The 16,836-nt window shown below is 68.5% G+C and carries 14 protein-coding genes and 1 tRNA gene; 6 read left to right on the top strand and 9 right to left on the bottom strand.

What is annotated here, in order from left to right; translation table 11 throughout:
- Window positions 1-8: 8 nt before the first annotated feature.
- From KV397_RS04190 to KV397_RS04165, 6 genes are all read left to right on the top strand, one after another.
- Window positions 9-2,570 carry a transglycosylase domain-containing protein gene (locus tag KV397_RS04190; RefSeq protein WP_261812238.1) on the top strand — a complete coding sequence of 854 codons (2,562 nt, stop codon included), beginning with the start codon at window positions 9-11 and terminating at the stop codon, window positions 2,568-2,570.
- The gene (locus KV397_RS04185) at window positions 2,561-3,502 is read left to right on the top strand and encodes a metallophosphoesterase (RefSeq protein ID WP_261812237.1); all 942 of its coding nucleotides are present in this window, start codon (window positions 2,561-2,563) and stop codon (window positions 3,500-3,502) included. The genes KV397_RS04190 and KV397_RS04185 overlap by 10 nt, the downstream gene beginning before the upstream one ends.
- Window positions 3,503-3,558: 56 nt before the next feature.
- A tRNA-Pro gene (locus KV397_RS04180) sits at window positions 3,559-3,635 on the top strand.
- Window positions 3,636-3,701: 66 nt separating this feature from the next.
- Window positions 3,702-4,178 (top strand): VanZ family protein, encoded by a 477-nt coding sequence (locus KV397_RS04175; RefSeq protein ID WP_261812236.1) that lies wholly within the window; start codon window positions 3,702-3,704, stop codon window positions 4,176-4,178.
- Window positions 4,175-4,930 carry an HAD-IIB family hydrolase gene (locus KV397_RS04170; RefSeq protein WP_261812235.1) on the top strand — a complete coding sequence of 252 codons (756 nt, stop codon included), beginning with the start codon at window positions 4,175-4,177 and terminating at the stop codon, window positions 4,928-4,930. The genes KV397_RS04175 and KV397_RS04170 overlap by 4 nt, the downstream gene beginning before the upstream one ends.
- A 53-nt stretch (window positions 4,931-4,983) precedes the next feature.
- Entirely contained in the window at window positions 4,984-5,826 is an 843-nt protein-coding gene (locus KV397_RS04165) for a DUF1295 domain-containing protein (RefSeq protein WP_248570160.1), read from the top strand.
- A 31-nt stretch (window positions 5,827-5,857) separates the two neighbouring features.
- Here KV397_RS04165 and KV397_RS04160 read toward each other — a convergent pair whose 3' ends face one another.
- From KV397_RS04160 to KV397_RS04120, 9 genes are all read right to left on the bottom strand, one after another.
- Complete coding sequence (locus KV397_RS04160) at window positions 5,858-7,123, bottom strand: alpha-hydroxy acid oxidase (protein WP_153242725.1); 1,266 nt, start codon at window positions 7,121-7,123, stop codon at window positions 5,858-5,860.
- Between the two features lie 10 nt (window positions 7,124-7,133).
- Window positions 7,134-7,856 (bottom strand): FadR/GntR family transcriptional regulator, encoded by a 723-nt coding sequence (locus KV397_RS04155; protein ID WP_261812234.1) that lies wholly within the window; start codon window positions 7,854-7,856, stop codon window positions 7,134-7,136.
- A 210-nt stretch (window positions 7,857-8,066) separates the two neighbouring features.
- Window positions 8,067-8,720, bottom strand: coding sequence for a thymidine kinase (locus tag KV397_RS04150; RefSeq protein WP_047521800.1), 654 nt, complete (start codon window positions 8,718-8,720; stop codon window positions 8,067-8,069).
- A gap of 9 nt (window positions 8,721-8,729) precedes the next feature.
- Window positions 8,730-10,202: a malate:quinone oxidoreductase gene (locus tag KV397_RS04145; RefSeq protein WP_261812233.1), complete on the bottom strand. Its 1,473-nt coding sequence runs from the start codon at window positions 10,200-10,202 to the stop codon at window positions 8,730-8,732.
- A 63-nt stretch (window positions 10,203-10,265) separates the two neighbouring features.
- Window positions 10,266-11,336, bottom strand: coding sequence for an aspartate-semialdehyde dehydrogenase (locus tag KV397_RS04140; RefSeq protein ID WP_261812232.1), 1,071 nt, complete (start codon window positions 11,334-11,336; stop codon window positions 10,266-10,268).
- A 180-nt stretch (window positions 11,337-11,516) separates the two neighbouring features.
- A complete protein-coding gene (locus KV397_RS04135) occupies window positions 11,517-12,797 on the bottom strand; it encodes an aspartate kinase (protein ID WP_047521813.1) in 1,281 nt (426 codons plus the stop codon).
- A 113-nt stretch (window positions 12,798-12,910) separates the two neighbouring features.
- Window positions 12,911-13,828, bottom strand: a complete 918-nt coding sequence (locus tag KV397_RS04130; RefSeq protein WP_261812231.1) for a DMT family transporter — start codon at window positions 13,826-13,828, stop codon at window positions 12,911-12,913.
- The gene (gene recR, locus KV397_RS04125) at window positions 13,825-14,418 is read right to left on the bottom strand and encodes a recombination mediator RecR (protein ID WP_047521806.1); all 594 of its coding nucleotides are present in this window, start codon (window positions 14,416-14,418) and stop codon (window positions 13,825-13,827) included. Before recR ends, KV397_RS04130 begins: the two co-directional genes overlap by 4 nt.
- Window positions 14,418-16,691 carry a DNA polymerase III subunit gamma and tau gene (locus tag KV397_RS04120; RefSeq protein ID WP_261812230.1) on the bottom strand — a complete coding sequence of 758 codons (2,274 nt, stop codon included), beginning with the start codon at window positions 16,689-16,691 and terminating at the stop codon, window positions 14,418-14,420. Before KV397_RS04120 ends, recR begins: the two co-directional genes overlap by 1 nt.
- Window positions 16,692-16,836: the final 145 nt, after the last annotated feature.

The following is a 16,836-nucleotide window of genomic DNA, read 5'->3' as shown; positions in this document are numbered from 1 at the left end:
TCAAGCGTATGCCCCAAAAGAATCGCACGGTGAGAGGCGTGCTCGGCGGACTCGTCGGGCTCGTCGGGCTGAGTGCCGTCGCCGGACTCCTGGTCGCAGCGAGCGTCACGCCCGTCCTCACGATGACCGGCCTCGCCGGCACCCAGGCCCTCACGCTCTTCGACCAGCTCCCCGAGAACCTCAACCCGGGTACGCCGATGGAGCAGTCCACGATCTACGCCACGACGCCCGACGGCAAGAACGTCGCCCTCGCGTCGTTCTACGAGCAGAATCGTGTGCCCGTGACCTACGAGCAGGTCTCCCCAGTGCTCTACGACGCGATCCTGTCCAGTGAGGACAAGAGCTTCTACAGCCACGGCGGCGTCAACGTCGGCGCGACGGTGAAGGCGCTGATCGACAACGTCCGCGGCACCTCCAGCCGCGGTGCATCGACCATCAGCCAGCAGTACGTGAAGAACGTGCTGATCCAGGAGTGCGAGCAGAAGGTCGACACGACCTCGGAGACGCACAACGAGGATCTGCAGCAGTGCTGGAAGGACGCGACGAACGCGACGGGCGCCGACGGCATCGAGCGCAAGCTCCAGGAGATGCGCTACGCGATCCAGATCGAGAAGGAGTTCTCGAAGAACGATATCCTCCTCGGCTACCTGAACATCGCGAACTTCGGCGGAACGGTCTACGGCATCGAGGCCGCGGCCAACTACTACTTCAACACGACCTCGGCGAAGCTCACGGTCGCGCAGGCGGCGACGCTGGCGGGCATCGTGCAGAACCCCAACACGTACCGCATCGACAAGCCCGAGGGCACCATCACGAATTCGAAGGGTGAGGCGCTCAACACTGCCGAGAGCGGCTACGCCCTCACGAAGGATCGGCGTCACTACGTGCTCGGCCGCATGCTCGCGGACGGCAAGATCACCCAAGCGCAGTACGACGAGGCCGACGCCTCCGAGATCACTCCCTCGCTCAACCCGCCCACGCAGGGTTGTGCCTCCGCGGGCGCCAACGCCTACTTCTGCCAGTACGTGAAGTCGATCGTGCTGAACGACGAGGCATTCGGCAAGGAGCCGCAGGACCGGGCCGACCTGCTCCGTCGCGGGGGCCTCAAGATCTACACCTCGCTGGACTACCGCATCCAGGACCCCGCCGCGCAGGCGATGAAGGACATCGTGCCGGCCAACTACGACAACGACTACTTCGGTGCTGCCGGAGTATCGATCGAGGTGGGCACCGGACGCATCCTGTCGATCACGCAGAACACGCAGTTCGATGAGACCACGACGGACGACCTGGCGAAGAGCTCGCTGGTCTTCGCCGGAGACACGACGCACGGCAACTCGGGCGGGTTCCAGGTCGGATCGGTCTACAAGCTCTTCACCCTGATCGACTGGCTCGAGAAGGGCCACTCCGTCAACGAGGTCCTCAACGGCCGGGTGCAGACGAACCTGAAGATCCCCGTGTGCGAGAGCCCACAGACCACCAACACCAAGGAGATCGGCAACTTCGGCGGCGGCGGCGGCTACACCGCGAGCGTCATGGACTTCACCCGACAGTCCCTGAACAGCGGCTACTTCGCGATGGCCTCGAAGCTGGACATCTGCGAGATCAACCAGGTCGCCGACCGCATGGGCGTCACCCTCGCGAGCGGCAAGAAGGTCACGGACGAGAACGTGCCGTACGACGTGCTCGGCCCGAAGAACATCTCCCCGATCGCCATGGCCAACGCCTACGCCACGGTCGCCAGCGGCGGCAAGTACTGCACACCGCGTGCGATCGACCGCGTGGTCGGCCCCGACGGCAAGGACCGCGAGCTCCCGAAGTCGTCCTGCACCGACGGCGTCATCTCGAAGGAGGTCGCGGCGACCGCCGCCTACGCGCTTCAGGGTGTGATGTCCGGCGGCGGCACCGGTGCCCGCGCCAACCCGTTCGACGGAACCCCGCTCATCGGCAAGACCGGAACCCACGACCGTTGGTCGACCATGATGATCGAGTCCAGCACCAAGGTCACGACCGCGGTGTGGGCCGGGCGCTGGAAGGGCCAGTCCGACATCTACCAGAAGCGAGCCGGTGACCACCTGCTCAACAACATGCGGTACCCGCTGGCGAAGGCAGCGCAGGCTGCGGCCAACGGCGCCTACGGCGGAGACGCTTTCCCCCGCCCCGACAACAACCTGACCCGGCGGGTACTCACCGAGGTGCCGAACGTCGTCGGGATGACGATGGACGAAGCGCGGTCGACGCTGGAGAGCCGAGGCTTCTCGGTCACCGACGGGCCGGCTGTCGACAGCGACCAGCCGACGAACATCGTCGTCGCCCAGGACCCCTCCGGGCAGGCCGCAGGAGGCACGACCGTGACGATCTCCCCCAGCAACGGGCAGGGGACCACGGTTCCGGGGAACCTGGCCGGGATGTCCCGTGCGGACGCGGCGGCCGCGCTGGGTGCCGCCGGCTTCACGTCGATCGACTTCGACAACTCGTGCAACCCGCCGAACGCTGTCGTGAGCTCCACGGATCCGGCACCCGGCACCGCCACGAGCAAGTCCACCGCCGTGCGAGTGACGTGCGAGTAGCCTCGCGCCGCACGGCCCACCCGGCCCTCATCGCGCTCGGCGCGGTGGGGGCCGTCGGTGCTGCTGCCGCCGTCTGGGGCATCGGCATCGAGCGCTACCTGTTCACGGTGCGCGAGGTCACCGCCCCCGCCCTCCCCGCCGGTTCAGCTCCGATCCGCATCCTGCACCTCTCGGATGCGCACATGGCGCCGTGGCAGCATCGGAAGCAGGATTGGCTGGCATCGCTCGCGGAGTTGAAGCCCGATCTGATCGTCAACACCGGCGACAACCTCGGCCACCTCGACGGCCTCGCCGGCATCCGCCGGGCGTTCGATCCGCTCGCCGGTATCCCGGGCGTCTTCGTGCACGGGTCGAACGACGTCACCGCTCCCTCCCCGCGCAACCCGCTGCGTTACTTCCTCGGTCCGTCGAAGAAGCACCATGAGCCGACGCCGCTGGACACTGCGGCGATGGACCGGTACTTCACCGACGAGCTGGGGTGGACCGACCTCAACAACTCCGCAGCGCGCCTCACGGTCGCCGGCACGGTGGTCGACGCCTTCGGCGTGAATGACGCGCACCGGGACTGGGACCGCCTCGATGTGCTCCCCGACGCGATCGGTGCCCTCGGTCCGCGCGACGCATCGACACCGTTGCTGGGCGTCACCCACGCCCCCTACCAGCGCGTGCTCAACGGATTCACCGACCTCGGCGCCGATGCGATCCTCGGCGGCCACACACACGGCGGTCAGGTCTGCCTGCCCGGATACGGTGCGCTCGTCGCAAACTGCGATATCCCGCTCAAACAGGCCAAGGGCCTCAGCACCTGGTCGCACGGCAGGCGCACGGTCCCGCTCAACGTCAGCGCGGGGTGCGGTCACTCGATCTACGCCCCGGTCCGCTTCGCGTGCCGCCCCGAGGCGACGCTGCTCACCCTCACGGCCCGGAACTGATCCCGGTCTCGATTCGGCGCACGGAGCATTTCCCTGTAGACTCGGAGGGTTGCAAACGGGGTGTGGCGCAGCTTGGTAGCGCGCTTCGTTCGGGACGAAGAGGTCGCAGGTTCAAATCCTGTCACCCCGACCAGTGACACCGGAAGGCCGCCCTCAGGGGCGGCCTTCTCTGTATCGGCTTCGCGCACGAAGGGAACGAATGGGGTCTCTGCTCCCGCCGCCGCGCCGGTTCACCCGCGCCTGGGCTCTCGCCCTCGGCATCCCGTTCCTCCTCGTCCTCGCGGCGCTCACGCTGACGCCCTCACGCGTCGAACACACGATGCCCAATCTGCTCGACGTGATCCTCGGCATGGCCCATCGCCTCGGCTGGGCGTCGCTCGACTTCACCCGCCTCGAGATCCTGGCGAACATCCTCGTCTTCATCCCGGTCGGCATCCTCGCCTTCGTGCTGCTCCCCCGCCGTGTCTGGCCTCTCGCACTGCTCGTCGGACCGGCGCTCTCCCTGGCGATCGAGACAGTTCAGCACCTCGCACTCCCCCATCGTGCGGCGACCCTCACCGATGTCCTGGCGAACTCCACGGGCGCCGTGTTCGGCGTGGCCCTCGCTGTCATGTGCACCCTGCTGTTCGCCCCGCGAGCCTCCCCGCGCCCACCTTCTAGGCTGGAGACACCATGACCACGCCTGTCCTCGTCGCCTTCGATCTCGACGACACGCTCGCGCCGTCCAAGGGAGTGATCGACCCGCGCATCGCCGAACAGCTGCGGGCCCTGCTGCGCACCGTCGACGTCGCGATCATCTCGGGCGGCAACGAGGCGCAGTTCCGCTCGCAAGTCGTCGCCCGCCTCGGTGACGCGGACCCTGCTGCGCTCGCACGACTCCATCTGCTGCCCACCTGCGGCACGCGGTATCTGCGCCACGACGGGGCGGACTTCGTGCCCGTCTACGCGCACGACCTCAGCGATGACGAGAAGCAGGCGGCCCTGACCGCTCTGCGCGAAGAGGCCGAGCGTCTCGGGCTCTGGGAAGCGGACCCCTGGGGCGAGATCCTCGAGGACCGCGGATCGCAGATCACCTTCTCTGCGCTGGGCCAGCGCGCCCCGCGCGAAGCCAAGCACGACTGGGATCCGACCGGGGCGAAGCGCGCGGCTCTGCGGGATGCGGTCGCCGCCCGCCTCCCCGGCCTCGAGGTGCGCTCCGGCGGATCGACCTCGATCGACATCACCCGCGCCGGCATCGACAAGGCCTTCGGGATGACGCAGCTCGCCGCTCACACCGGGATCCCGCTCACGGACATGCTGTTCTACGGCGACCGGCTCGACGAGGGCGGGAACGACTACCCGGTGCTGGCCATCGGCGTGCCGTCGGTCGCCGTCGACGGCTGGGAAGACACCGCCGATAAGCTCGACGAGCTCCTGCGCTCGCTCTGAGCCGCCGCGGTGTCGCACGGCACGACGTCACCGCGTGGCCCTAGCATGGCGACATGGACGCCTTGTTGATCGTGATCATCGTCGCCGCGGCCACCAGCGCGGCCTGCTGGATCCTGTCCCTGGCCACCCGCGACACCTCGTGGGTCGACCGCGCCTGGTCGATCGTGCCCGTGGCCTACGTGTGGATCTTCGTCGCCGGTGCCTTCGCACAGGGCGACGGATCGGCGCGCGTCGTGCTGATGGGGGTGCTCGTGACCGCCTGGGGAGCCCGCCTGACCTTCAACTTCGCGCGCAAGGGCGGCTACACGGGCATGGAGGACTACCGCTGGGCGATTCTTCGCGCACGCATGCGGCCCTGGCAGTTCCAGATCTTCAACCTGCTGTTCATCATCGGCTATCAGATGACACTGCTCGTCCTCATCACCTTGCCGGCCCTCGTCGCCGCGCAGAACCCCTCGGCGCTCACGGGGTGGGACGCGCTCTTCATCGCGGCGTTCCTCGCCTTCCTGGTCGGCGAGACCATCGCCGACCAGCAGCAGTGGGCCTTCCATCAGCGCAAGAAGCGGGCGGGCGGCTCCCTCTCCCCCGGCTTCGCGACCACCGGGCTGTTCCGCTACAGCCGACACCCGAACTTCTTCTTCGAGCAGGCACAGTGGTGGGCCCTCTACGCGATCGGTGCGACGGCCGCCACTGCGGCGGGCGCGGGTGTGCTCGGTGGCGTCCTGAATCCGACGATCATCGGCCCTGCCCTGCTGACGGTGCTCTTCATCGGCTCGACGGTCTTCACCGAGTCGATCACCGCGTCGAAGTATCCGGCCTACGCCGAGTATCGCCGGACGACGTCGATGCTGGTGCCGTGGCCGCCGCGCCGCAGGGCCGTCGCCCCGCAGGCCTGAGCCTGTCCGGGGGTCGCCCCGCCACTCCCGCTCAGCGCGTGCGCGTGCGCGCGTCCGCAGCCGCCCTCGCCACGGGCACCAGGCGCGTGAGCTGAGTGACGTGTCCCGGTTCGAGCTCCGCAAGTGAGGAGACCCCCAGCAGACGCATCGTGCGCTCGATCTCACTGCGCAGGATCGCGATCGTCCGGTCGACCCCCTGGCGCCCGCCGGCCATCAAGCCGTAGAGGTACGCGCGCCCGATCAGGGTGAAGTCCGCCCCGAGCGCCACGGCGGCGACGATGTCGGCACCGTTCATGATGCCGGTGTCGATCATGACCGTGAAGTCGTCGCCGACGGCCCGTCGCACCTCGGGCAGGAGATGGAACGGAATCGGCGCACGATCGAGCTGTCGTCCGCCGTGGTTCGAGAGCACGATGCCGTCGACTCCCGCATCACGCAGGCGCACCGAGTCCTCGACGTTCTGCACGCCCTTGATCACGATCTTCCCTGGCCAGATGTCACGGATCACGTCGAGATCGTCGTAGCTGATCGTCGGGTCCATCGCGGCGTCCAGCAGCTCACCGACCGTTCCGCCCGTGGTGCTCAAGGAGGCGAACTCCAGCTTCGGAGTCGTCAGGAAGTCGAACCACCACCACGGCCGCGGGATCGCGTTGATGATCGTGCCGAGCGTGAGCTGCGGCGGGATGCTGAAGCCGTTCCGCTTGTCCCGCAGACGGGCACCCGCGACCGGGGTGTCCACTGTGAACTGGAGGGTGTCGAAGCCGGACGCGGCGGCGCGGCGGGTGAGCTCGTACGAGATCTCCCGGTCGCGCATGACGTAGAGCTGGAACCAGTTGCGCCCATGCGGGTTGGCGGCCGTGACGCCCTCGATCGACGTGGTGCCGAGGGTGGACAGCGTGAACGGGATGCCCGCAGCGCCGGCGGCTCCGGCACCGGCGACCTCGCCCTCGGTCTGCATCAACCGGGTGAAGCCCGTGGGCGCGATCCCGAAGGGCAGCGCGGAGGGGCCGCCGAGGATCTCGACGCTCGTGTCGACGTCGGGAGCGGGCCGCAGGATGCCCGGGTGGAACTCCACGTCCTGGAACGCCTGCCGGGCGCGCGAGAGCGAGAGTTCGCCCTCGGCGGCGCCATCGGTGTAGTCGAAAGCCGCCTTGGGCGTGCGGCGCTTGGCGATCAGACGAAGATCGTCGATCGTGAGCGCGGCATCGAGACGGCGCTTGCGGCCGTCGAACTCCGGCTTCTTGAACTTCATGAGGTCGAGGAGTTCGACGGGATTCGGGAGCTGGCGCTGCACCATGGTGTGCCTCTCAGTTCAGGGGATGGAGGTCGCGGGTCAGCCCCGCGGACGTGTAGTAGCCGGTGATGTGCGAATGGACGAGAGCGCGAGCGGCATCGCCATCACCCTCGTCGATCGCGGCGACCAGGGCCCGGTGTTCGGTGCGCAGCCGCTCCGCCATCGCTTCCCAGTCGGGGATCGCGGCGACGCCCGCCTGCACGTAGGACTCGATGGATGAACGCAGGCCCGCCATCATCGCGGCGATGACCGTGTTGCCGCTGGCTTCAGCGAGGGAGAGATGCAATTGGGCGTCGAGGGCGAGGAACTCCGCGGCAGCAAGGCCTGTCGCGTCCATCGCCTCGAGCAGCTGGTGCGCGCGTGTCGTGTCGCGATCTGCGGATGCGGCGAGAGCCGTCACCACCGCGTCTTCGAGGACCAGGCGCGTGCGCACCACGTCGTCCAACGGGAAGCCCTGCGCGGCGACCTGCAGCCGGAGGAGCGCGGACATCCCTCCGGTCGGGGTCGCGATGACGATGGCGCCGGACTGCGGACCCGAACCTGTCGCGGTGCGGATGAGACCCATCACCTCGAGCACACGGAACGCCTCACGGACGCTGGAGCGCCCGACACCGAGCTCGCTCGCGAGGTCACGCTCCGAAGGGAGCCTGTCCCCCGGGCCCAGACGAGCGTCGAGGAGGTCGCGCTCGATGTGTTCGAGCACGAGCTGCCAGGCGCGCGCCGGCTGTTCACCCATCGATCCTCCTGTGGTCTGACCACAGCGTATCCTCCTGTGGTCAGACCACGCAACACAGGCAGCCTCGGGTTCGTTCAGGTGCACAACTCCGCAAGGAATTCACGAAACCCCCTGCGGAGCGGCGTCACCGCAGGATCCGGTCGAGGATCTGCGGAGTTGTGAACGCGAGGGGGCGGCGAAACCACCGCGGGAGCAGGACCGGGAGGGGGCTCAGCCCAGGCGCCCACCCGATTCGTCGAGGTAGCACGTCCCGCACAGCGACTCGTAGGTCGTCAGCTCGGGGGAAGCCGTTCCGACCGCGCCCTCGTCGATCGCGACCTGATCGCCGTCGAAGACGAAGCGCCCGCCGACCACCCGGCCGTTGAACACGGCCTTCCGCCCGCACCGGCAGATGGTCTTGAGCTCCTCGAGCGAGTGCGCGATCGCGAGCAGCCGCGCGGATCCGGGGAAAGCGTGCGTGAGGAAGTCGTTCCGGATGCCGTATGCCATCACCGGCACCCCGTCCTCCACAGCGATCCGGAAGAGATCGTCGACCTGCGACGGAGTGAGGAACTGTGCCTCGTCGACGAGGAGGCATGCCACATCCACGGGCCCGCCGGGGAGCAGTTCTTCATCCGTGGAACGACGGAGGCGGTCACGATGCTGGGTGAACAGCTCGCGGGCGTCGTCGGCCTGCCCGACGAGGAAGTCGACCTGACGGGTGACGCCGAGCCGACTCTCGATCTCGGCCGCACCCTTGGTGTCGATCTCCGGCTTCGCGAGCAGCACGTGCTGTCCGCGCTCCTCGTAGTTGTACGCGGCTTGGAGCAGGGCGGTCGACTTGCCGGAGTTCATCGCGCCGTAGCGGAAGTAGAGCTTCGCCACGGGTCGAGCTCAGGCGTTGATGCCGAGGGTGGCGGCGGTCGCCTCCGTGGATTCCTCCGCGAGCGCCGCATCCGTGTTCAGCTTCTGGCCGAACGTGGGGATCAGGGCGCGAAGCTCGGGCTCCCAGGCGGGGTACTCCGACGGGAAGCAGGTCTTCAACAGACCCAGCATGATCGGGACCGCCGTGGACGCGCCGGGCGAGGCACCGAGGAGCCCGGCGATCGAGCCATCCGCAGACGAGACCACTTCCGTGCCGAACTGCAGGATGCCGCCCTTCTCCGGGTCCTTCTTCATCACCTGCGCACGCTGACCGGCGTCGATGAGGGTCCAGTCCTCATCCTTCGCCGTCGGCATGAAGGTCCGCAGACTGTCGACCTTCTTGGTGTGGTTCTTCAGCAGCTCGCCCACCAGGTAGGTGATGAGGTCGGGGTTCTTCACCGCCACCTGCAGCATCGGGAGCAGGTTGTGCGCCCGCACCTGCGACACGATGTCGAGCATCGATCCGTTCTTCAGGAACTTCGGACTGAACGTCGCGAACGGCCCGAACATGAGCGAGGACTCCCCATCGACGACGCGGGTGTCGAGGTGCGGGACCGACATCGGCGGCGCACCGACCGAGGCCTGCGAATACACCTTCGCCTTGTGCTGCGCCACGATCTTCGGGTTCGTGGTCTTGAGGAACTGTCCGCCGATCGGGAAGACACCGTATCCCTTGATCTCGGGGATCCCGGAGTTCTGCAGGAGCTTGAGGGCCCAGCCACCGGCGCCGACGAACACGAAGCGCGCCTTGACCTCGTTCGGCGTGTGGCCGATGCTGTTGCGGTACTTGACCAGCCAGGTCCCGTCCTTCTGCTTCTTCAGGCTGCGCACCTCGTGGTTGGTGCGCAGCGTCACGCCCGACTCGGTGAGGTGGTCGAAGAGCTGGTGGGCGAGCGCGCCGAAGTCGACGTCGGTTCCTGCGGGAACGCGGGTCGCGGCGAACGGCTCGCCCTTGCGGCGCTGCTGCATCAGCAGAGGCGCCCAGGTGTTGATGACGCGCGAGTCCTCGCTGTACTCGATGCCCGCGAACAGCGGCTGCTCCTTGAGCACCTCGTAGCGTGCCTTGAGGTAGGCGACGTCCTTCTCACCGCGGACGAACGTCATGTGCGGAGTCGCGTTGATGAACGTCGACGGCGCATCGAGCACACCACGGTCCACGAGCGACGACCAGAACTGGCGACTCTGCTGGAACTGCTCGTTGATCGACACCGCCTTGGCGGGGTCCAGCGGGGCATCCCCCTGCTGCGGCATGTAGTTCAGCTCACACAGGGCGGCGTGACCCGTGCCGGCGTTGTTCCACGGGTTCGAGCTCTCCTGGGCCACATCGGAGAGTCGCTCGAAGGCGACGATCTTCCACTCCGGCTGCAGTTCGTGCAGCAGAGTACCCAGGGTGGCGCTCATGATGCCACCGCCGATCAGGACGACATCGACGTTTTCAGTCACCGAACCAGTCTAGTTCGCGGGCACGCCACCGCGGACCATGCGACGGTGTCCGCGGCGAAGAGATCAGCGTACGACGGCGAGACGCTCCGCGAGGACCTCGGCGATCTGCACCGCATTCAGTGCGGCTCCCTTGCGGAGGTTGTCGTTGCTGAGGAACAGCACGAGCCCCTTGCCCTCCGGCGCGGACTGATCGGCCCGGATGCGACCGACGAAGCTGGGGTCCTTGCCGGCAGCCTGCAGCGGCGTGGGGACCTCGTCGAGGACCACGCCGGGAGCCGCGCTCAAGACCTGGCGCGCACGCTCAGGCGAGATGGCACGGGCGAACTCGACGTTGATCGAGAGGGAGTGACCGGTGAAGACCGGGACACGCACGCAGGTGCCCGCGACCCGGAGATCGGGGAGTTCGAGGATCTTGCGGCTCTCGTTGCGGAGCTTCTTCTCCTCGTCCGTCTCGTTGTCCCCGTCTTCGACCAGATTGCCGGCGAACGGGATCACGTCGAAGGCGATCGGAGCGATGTACTTCTCGGGCTCCGGGAAATCGACGGACGAACCGTCGTGCACGAGGCGGAGGGTGTCGCCCTGCGCGAGCACTCCCTCGACCTGGCCGAGGAGCTCCTGGGCGCCGGCGAGTCCGGAGCCGGAGACCGCCTGGTAGGTCGACACGATGAGCCGCTCGAGGCCGGCCTCGGCGTCGAGGGCCTTCAGCACCGGCATGGCCGCCATGGTGGTGCAGTTCGGGTTCGCGATGATGCCCTTGGGGCGATCGTCGATCGCGTGCGGGTTGACCTCGCTGACCACGAGGGGAACCTCGGGGTCCATCCGCCAGGCGCTGGAGTTGTCGACGACCACGGCGCCGGCGGCGGCGAAACGCGGCGCATAGGCACGGCTCGCGGTGGCTCCTGCCGAGAACAGGGCGATGTCGATGCCCGAGGCATCCGCCGTCTCGACGTCTTCGACGATGACGGTCGCGCCGCCGAACTCGATGGCCGTGCCCGCGGAGCGTGCGGATGAGAACAGCCGCAGGTCGCGGATCGGGAACGACCGCTCGGCGAGAATCTCGCGCATCACGGTGCCCACCTGGCCGGTGGCGCCGACGATGGCGACGGAGAGTCCTGATTCGGAGATGCGGGTCATGATGTTCCTTGGCGTCGTGCGGTACTGCGTACGAGGCTTCGGGCGCGGCGTCGGGATGTGGATGCTGCGCCTGGCGCCGGTGTCAGGGTTTCGGTGAGTCTACCGTGCCGCGACGGACCGTCGGCTCTGCGCTCCGAGACCACTCACCTGTGTCAGGAAAACGGCGACGATCGGCAGAGATCAGCGGCCGGTGCCGGCGTGGACCGTGGCTTCGGCGTCGCCGTCGAGTCCGTAGGCGGTGTGCACCGTCCGCGCTGCCTCGGTCAGGTCGGTGTCGCGCAGCACCACCGAGATGCGGATCTCCGAGGTGGAGATCATCTCGATGTTGATGCCGCCGGCCGACAGCGCCTCGAAGAGGGTCGCCGAGACCCCCGAGTGCGTGCGCATTCCCGCGCCGACGACCGAGAGCTTGCCGATCTGATCGTCGTGGATCAGGTTCTGGAACCCGACTTCGGTCTGATCGCCGGCGAGCGCCTTGAGCGCAGCCGCCGCATCCGCCTTGGGAACCGTGAAGGAGATGTCGGTGCGTCCGGTCGCAGAGACGTTCTGCACGATCATGTCGACGTTCGCGCCCGACTTCGCGACGATCTTGAAGATCTCCGCGGCCTTGCCCGGCACGTCGGGCACGCCCGCGACCGTGATCTTGGCCTGGCTGAAGTCGGTGGCGACACCGGCGACGATCGGTTCTTCCATGACTGCTCCCTCGGCTTCGCGCGGGTTCTTCATGCCCTCGCCCAGAACGTATGTGCCCTCGGCCGACGAGAAGGTCGACCGAGCATGAATGAGGACGCCGTGACGGCGTGCGTACTCGACGGCGCGGATGTACAGCACCTTGGCGCCGTTGGCGGCCAGCTCGAGCATCTCCTCGCTGGAGACGTGATCGAGCTTCTGCGCCTTCGGGATGACGCGCGGGTCCGCAGTGAAGATGCCGTCCACGTCACTGTAGATCTCGCACACGTCGGCATCGAGCGCGGCGGCGAGAGCGACGGCCGTGGTGTCGGATCCTCCACGGCCGAGCGTCGTGATGTCCCTGGTGTCGCGGTTGAAGCCCTGGAACCCGGCGACGATCACGATCGCCCCCTCATCGAGGGCTTCGCGCAGACGAATCGGCGTCACGTCGACGATGCGTGCGGCACCGTGCTGGGAATCCGTGATCATGCCCGCCTGGCTGCCGGTGAATGACCGCGCCTCGAATCCCATCGAGTGGATCGCCATGGCCAGCAGCGCCATCGAGATGCGTTCTCCGCTGGAGAGCAGCATGTCGAGCTCACGCGGTGCGGGGATCGGGGCGACCTCGTCCGCGAGCTCCAACAGCTCATCGGTCGTGTCACCCATGGCGCTGACCGCCACGACCACGTCATGACCGGCACGACGCGTGTCGACGATGCGCTTGGCGACGCGCTTGATGCTCTCTGCGTCGGCGACGGACGAGCCGCCGTACTTCTGCACGATGAGGGCCACGATCACTCCCTGGGATGTCGGGCGGATCCGCCCACGCTCATTCTATGATCGGCGCGTATGCCCTGCTGCGCATGTGTCATCGCTTCCGACGGCGAGGAACGGTGCCTCGGCGATCAGAGCGTCGGTGGGAGCGCCTGCGCAGACACCGGGCGCAGGCGACCGCCCGTGGCGGCGAACCAGCACCCGACGATGATCAGCGGGAACCCGAGGAGCAGACCCGGCGTCAACGGTTCGGCGAGGACGATCGCCCCGAGGACGATCGCGACCACCGGGTTGACGTACGTGAACAGCGGAGCACGTACCGGCCCCACCTCGCGGATGAGCGCGAAGAACGCGAGGAACGCCACCGCCGTGCAGATCACGGCCAGCGCGAGCAGCGCCCCGATCGACGGCAGCGTGGGCACCTGATGCTGCGTGAGCAGGCCGATCGGGAGGTAGAAGATCCCGATCATGAGCAGCGACAGCGTGATGGTGCCCAGAGACGGGACGGCGTTGAGCTTGCGAGCGACGATGAAGGGAGCCGTCGCGTACAGCACGGCCACCAGGAGCACCTCCCCCGCAGCGAGAAGGCTCACTTCGCCCCCGAAGAGTCCCGGGCCTGCGACCACGACGGCGACACCGAGGAATCCGACGAGCAGGCCGATTGCGCGGGCGGGCCGGAGCACCCCGCGGTCGCCCCCGCCGAGGGCGATCAGAGCGGCGAACAACGGCACCGTTGCCACCAGCAGCCCGGTCATCCCGGAGGTCAGCGTCATCTCGGCATGGCCCAGCAGGAGGAAGGGACCGGCCATCTCGACCGCGCCGAAGGCGAGGACCCAGGGCCAGTGCTTCAGAGCGGCCCGCAGCGCGCCACTCCGGATCGCGAACGGCAGCAGCAGCACCGCGGCGATCAGCGTGCGTCCGGCCACGATCGCCGGCGGGGAGATCGACTCGACCGCGACACTGATGAACAGGTACGGCACGCCCCACAGCAGGGCCATGGCCCCGAAGAGCAGCCAGCCGCGACGCGAGAAACCCGCGCTGGGCGTCACAGGACGCGCCGGCCCTCGAACGCGCGCCCGAGCGTGACCTCGTCGGCGTACTCCAGGTCGCCGCCGACGGGCAGACCGGAGGCGAGACGGGACACGGTGATCTGCATGGTGGTCAGCAGTCGGCTCAGGTAGCTCGCCGTCGCCTCCCCCTCGAGGTTCGGGTTGGTGGCGAGGATCACCTCCTGCACCGTGCCATCGGCGAGACGCGTCATGAGCTGCGCGATCCGGAGGTCGTCGGGACCGATGCCGGCGATGGGGCTGATGGCCCCGCCGAGGACGTGATAGAGCCCGCGGAACTCCCGGGTGCGCTCGATCGCGGCGACATCCTTCGCGTCTTCGACCACGCAGATCAGCGCCTGGCTGCGACGCGGATCACGGCAGATCCCGCATCGCTCCTGCTCGGCCACGTTGCCGCAGATCTCACAGAACCGCACGCGGAGTCGGATCTCGCTCAACAGCTCGGCGAGACGCGCGACGTCGAACGTCGGCGTCTGGAGGATGTGGAACGCGATCCGCTGTGCGGACTTCGGGCCGATGCCGGGGAGCCGACCGAACTCGTCGATCAGCTCCTGAACGATGCCGTCATACATCAGGAGAACCTCGTCGGGGGCTCGTAGGGCTCTTCGCGCAGGAACGTCGCGCCGAGCACCTGGCGGATCACGGCCTCACCGTAGCGCTGCACTCCCCCGGCAGTGGGAGCGCGCTCGATGACGACCGGAGGGGCTGTCGCCGTGCGCTGCGCCGGTGCCGACCGTTCGGGCGGAGCCTGACGCGCCACCGGCGGTTCGTACGACGGGTCGTAGGGCGGCTCATCGTCATATGCCGGGGCCTCGTCATCACTGGGAAGCGGCGGTGCGTCGCGATCGACAGCACCATCGGACGGCGGCAGGGGTGCGGCTGCCGCCGCTTCGACCTCTTCGGGCTCGTCGTCGACCGGAAGCGGAGCGGCGGCTGCGGGCGGCACGCTCGGCTGCTCCACGGCGGACGGGATCGGCGCGACGGCCCACTCCGTCACGGTGGAGGCCGACGCGCTGCGGACCTGCGGACGGGAGGAACCCGCTGACGCAGGCTCCGATGCGGGAGCAGGATCGGCGGGTGCCGACGGGCCGGACGCCGCGGACTGCCGCGGAGCTCCACCGGTGGGCATCGGTGCGGGCAGGTACTTGACCCGCACGCCCAGCTCGCTCTCGATCGCCGACCGCAGATGGTCCGAGGGTCCGGAGCCCGGAGTGGTGCCCTTGAACTTCGCGACATCATGCTGGCTCGTGAAGCCGAGCGTCAGGACCTCGGTGTCGGTGGCGTAGGCGAGCGGTTGCACCGCGGTCGCCAGCAACCAGGACGTGCGGCTGATGCTCTCGAGCCGGGTCAGCACGGCGGGCCACGAGGCGGTGATGCGTTCGAGGGTGACGGGACCCTGCGCGACGGCGGGCTCCGGTGCGGGTGCCGCCTCGGGTGCGGGTGCGGGTGCCGCCTCGGGTACCGGTGCGGGGCTCGGCGCTTCGTTCTCGGTGCGCGCGGCGGGCTCCTCGGCGGGGGCGGTCTGCGCAGCAGCGGGGGCAGCGGAGGCAGCAGCCGGCGTCGCCACCGGGGCAGCAGCCGGGGAGCCCGTGGCGGGTGCCGGGGGCGAGACGGCGGCAGGAGTCGCGACAGCTGCAGGAGTCGAGACAGCCGCGGGAGTCGAGCGGGCCGGTGCGGCCGCGCGCTCGGGCGCGGCCGCGGGGGCCGGATCCGACGTCGACGCCTCCGCCGCAGCGGCGAGCACGCGAGCCACCATGAGTTCGAGGTGAAGGCGCGGAGAGGTCGCACCCGACATGTCGTCGAGGGCGGCGCTGACCACATCGGCCGTGCGCGAGAGCCGCGCCGACCCGAAGGTGGCCGCCTGGGCACGCATGCGCTCCAGATCGTCTTCGGCGATGCCGCGGAGGACCGCCGAGGCGCCGGCTCCGACCGCCGCGATGACGATGAGGTCTCGCAGGCGTTCGAGCAGGTCGTCGACGAAGCGGCGCGGATCCTGACCCGTCTGCACCACACGGTCGATCGCCGGGAAGGCGGCGGCCGCGTCTCCTGCGGCGAGCGCGTCGACGATCTCGTCGAGGAGGGCGGCATGTGTATAGCCGAGCAGCGACACGGCACGCGCGTATCCCACCGTCACCGTCTCGGAGTCGGCCGGGGCGTCGGATCCGGCGATCAGCTGGTCGAGCAGCGACAGCGTATCTCGAGGCGAGCCACCACCGGCGCGGACCACGAGCGGGAGGACGCCCTGTTCGACGATCACGCCCTCTTCGGCGCACAGCTTGGCCACGTATTCGAGCATGGCGGCGGGCGGCACGAGCCGGAACGGGTAGTGATGCGTGCGGGAGCGGATCGTGCCGAGGACCTTCTCGGGCTCGGTGGTCGCGAAGATGAACTTGACGTGCTCCGGCGGTTCTTCGACGAGCTTGAGCAGCGCGTTGAAGCCCTGCGGCGTCACCATGTGCGCCTCGTCGAGGATGAAGATCTTGTACCGGTCGCGGCTGGGGGCGAACGTCGCCCGTTCACGCAGATCTCGTGCGTCGTCGACACCGTTGTGGCTCGCCGCGTCGATCTCGACGACGTCGAGGGATCCGCCGCCGGCACGCGACAGCTCGACGCAGCTCGGGCACACGCCGCAGGGAACATCGGTCGGCCCCTCAGCGCAGTTCAGGCAGCGCGCGAGGATGCGGGCAGAGGTCGTCTTGCCACAGCCGCGAGGACCGGAGAACAGGTACGCATGGCCGACTCGATCGCCGCGCAGAGCCGTCATCAGCGGATCGGTCACCTGGGACTGCCCGATCATCTCGCCGAAGGTCTCGGGTCGGTAGCGGCGGTAGAGGGCTGTGGTCACCTCAACAGCCTACGGCGTGCCACCGACCTTCGCTTCGGGAGACCGGCATCCTGGCCCGATCCGTCCACACACGCCGCCGAGACCCCCGCTGGTCGTCCGCGCCCCCTCGCTTCGGCGCACGCAAGCGGGGGCGCCGACGACCAGC

The sequence above is a fragment of the Microbacterium aurugineum genome (assembly GCF_023101205.1).
Lineage (GTDB): Bacteria > Actinomycetota > Actinomycetes > Actinomycetales > Microbacteriaceae > Microbacterium > Microbacterium aurugineum.
This window is presented reverse-complemented; position numbering and strand designations above follow the sequence as displayed.

Coding starts and splice junctions, on each gene's coding strand:
- recR (WP_047521806.1), bottom strand. CDS start 14,418: ATGTATGACGGCATCGTTCAGGAGCTGATCGACGAGTTCGGTCGGCTC.
- KV397_RS04190 (WP_261812238.1), top strand. CDS start 9: ATGCCCCAAAAGAATCGCACGGTGAGAGGCGTGCTCGGCGGACTCGTC.
- KV397_RS04165 (WP_248570160.1), top strand. CDS start 4,984: ATGGACGCCTTGTTGATCGTGATCATCGTCGCCGCGGCCACCAGCGCG.
- KV397_RS04170 (WP_261812235.1), top strand. CDS start 4,175: ATGACCACGCCTGTCCTCGTCGCCTTCGATCTCGACGACACGCTCGCG.
- KV397_RS04160 (WP_153242725.1), bottom strand. CDS start 7,123: ATGGTGCAGCGCCAGCTCCCGAATCCCGTCGAACTCCTCGACCTCATG.
- KV397_RS04155 (WP_261812234.1), bottom strand. CDS start 7,856: ATGGGTGAACAGCCGGCGCGCGCCTGGCAGCTCGTGCTCGAACACATC.
- KV397_RS04175 (WP_261812236.1), top strand. CDS start 3,702: ATGGGGTCTCTGCTCCCGCCGCCGCGCCGGTTCACCCGCGCCTGGGCT.
- KV397_RS04140 (WP_261812232.1), bottom strand. CDS start 11,336: ATGACCCGCATCTCCGAATCAGGACTCTCCGTCGCCATCGTCGGCGCC.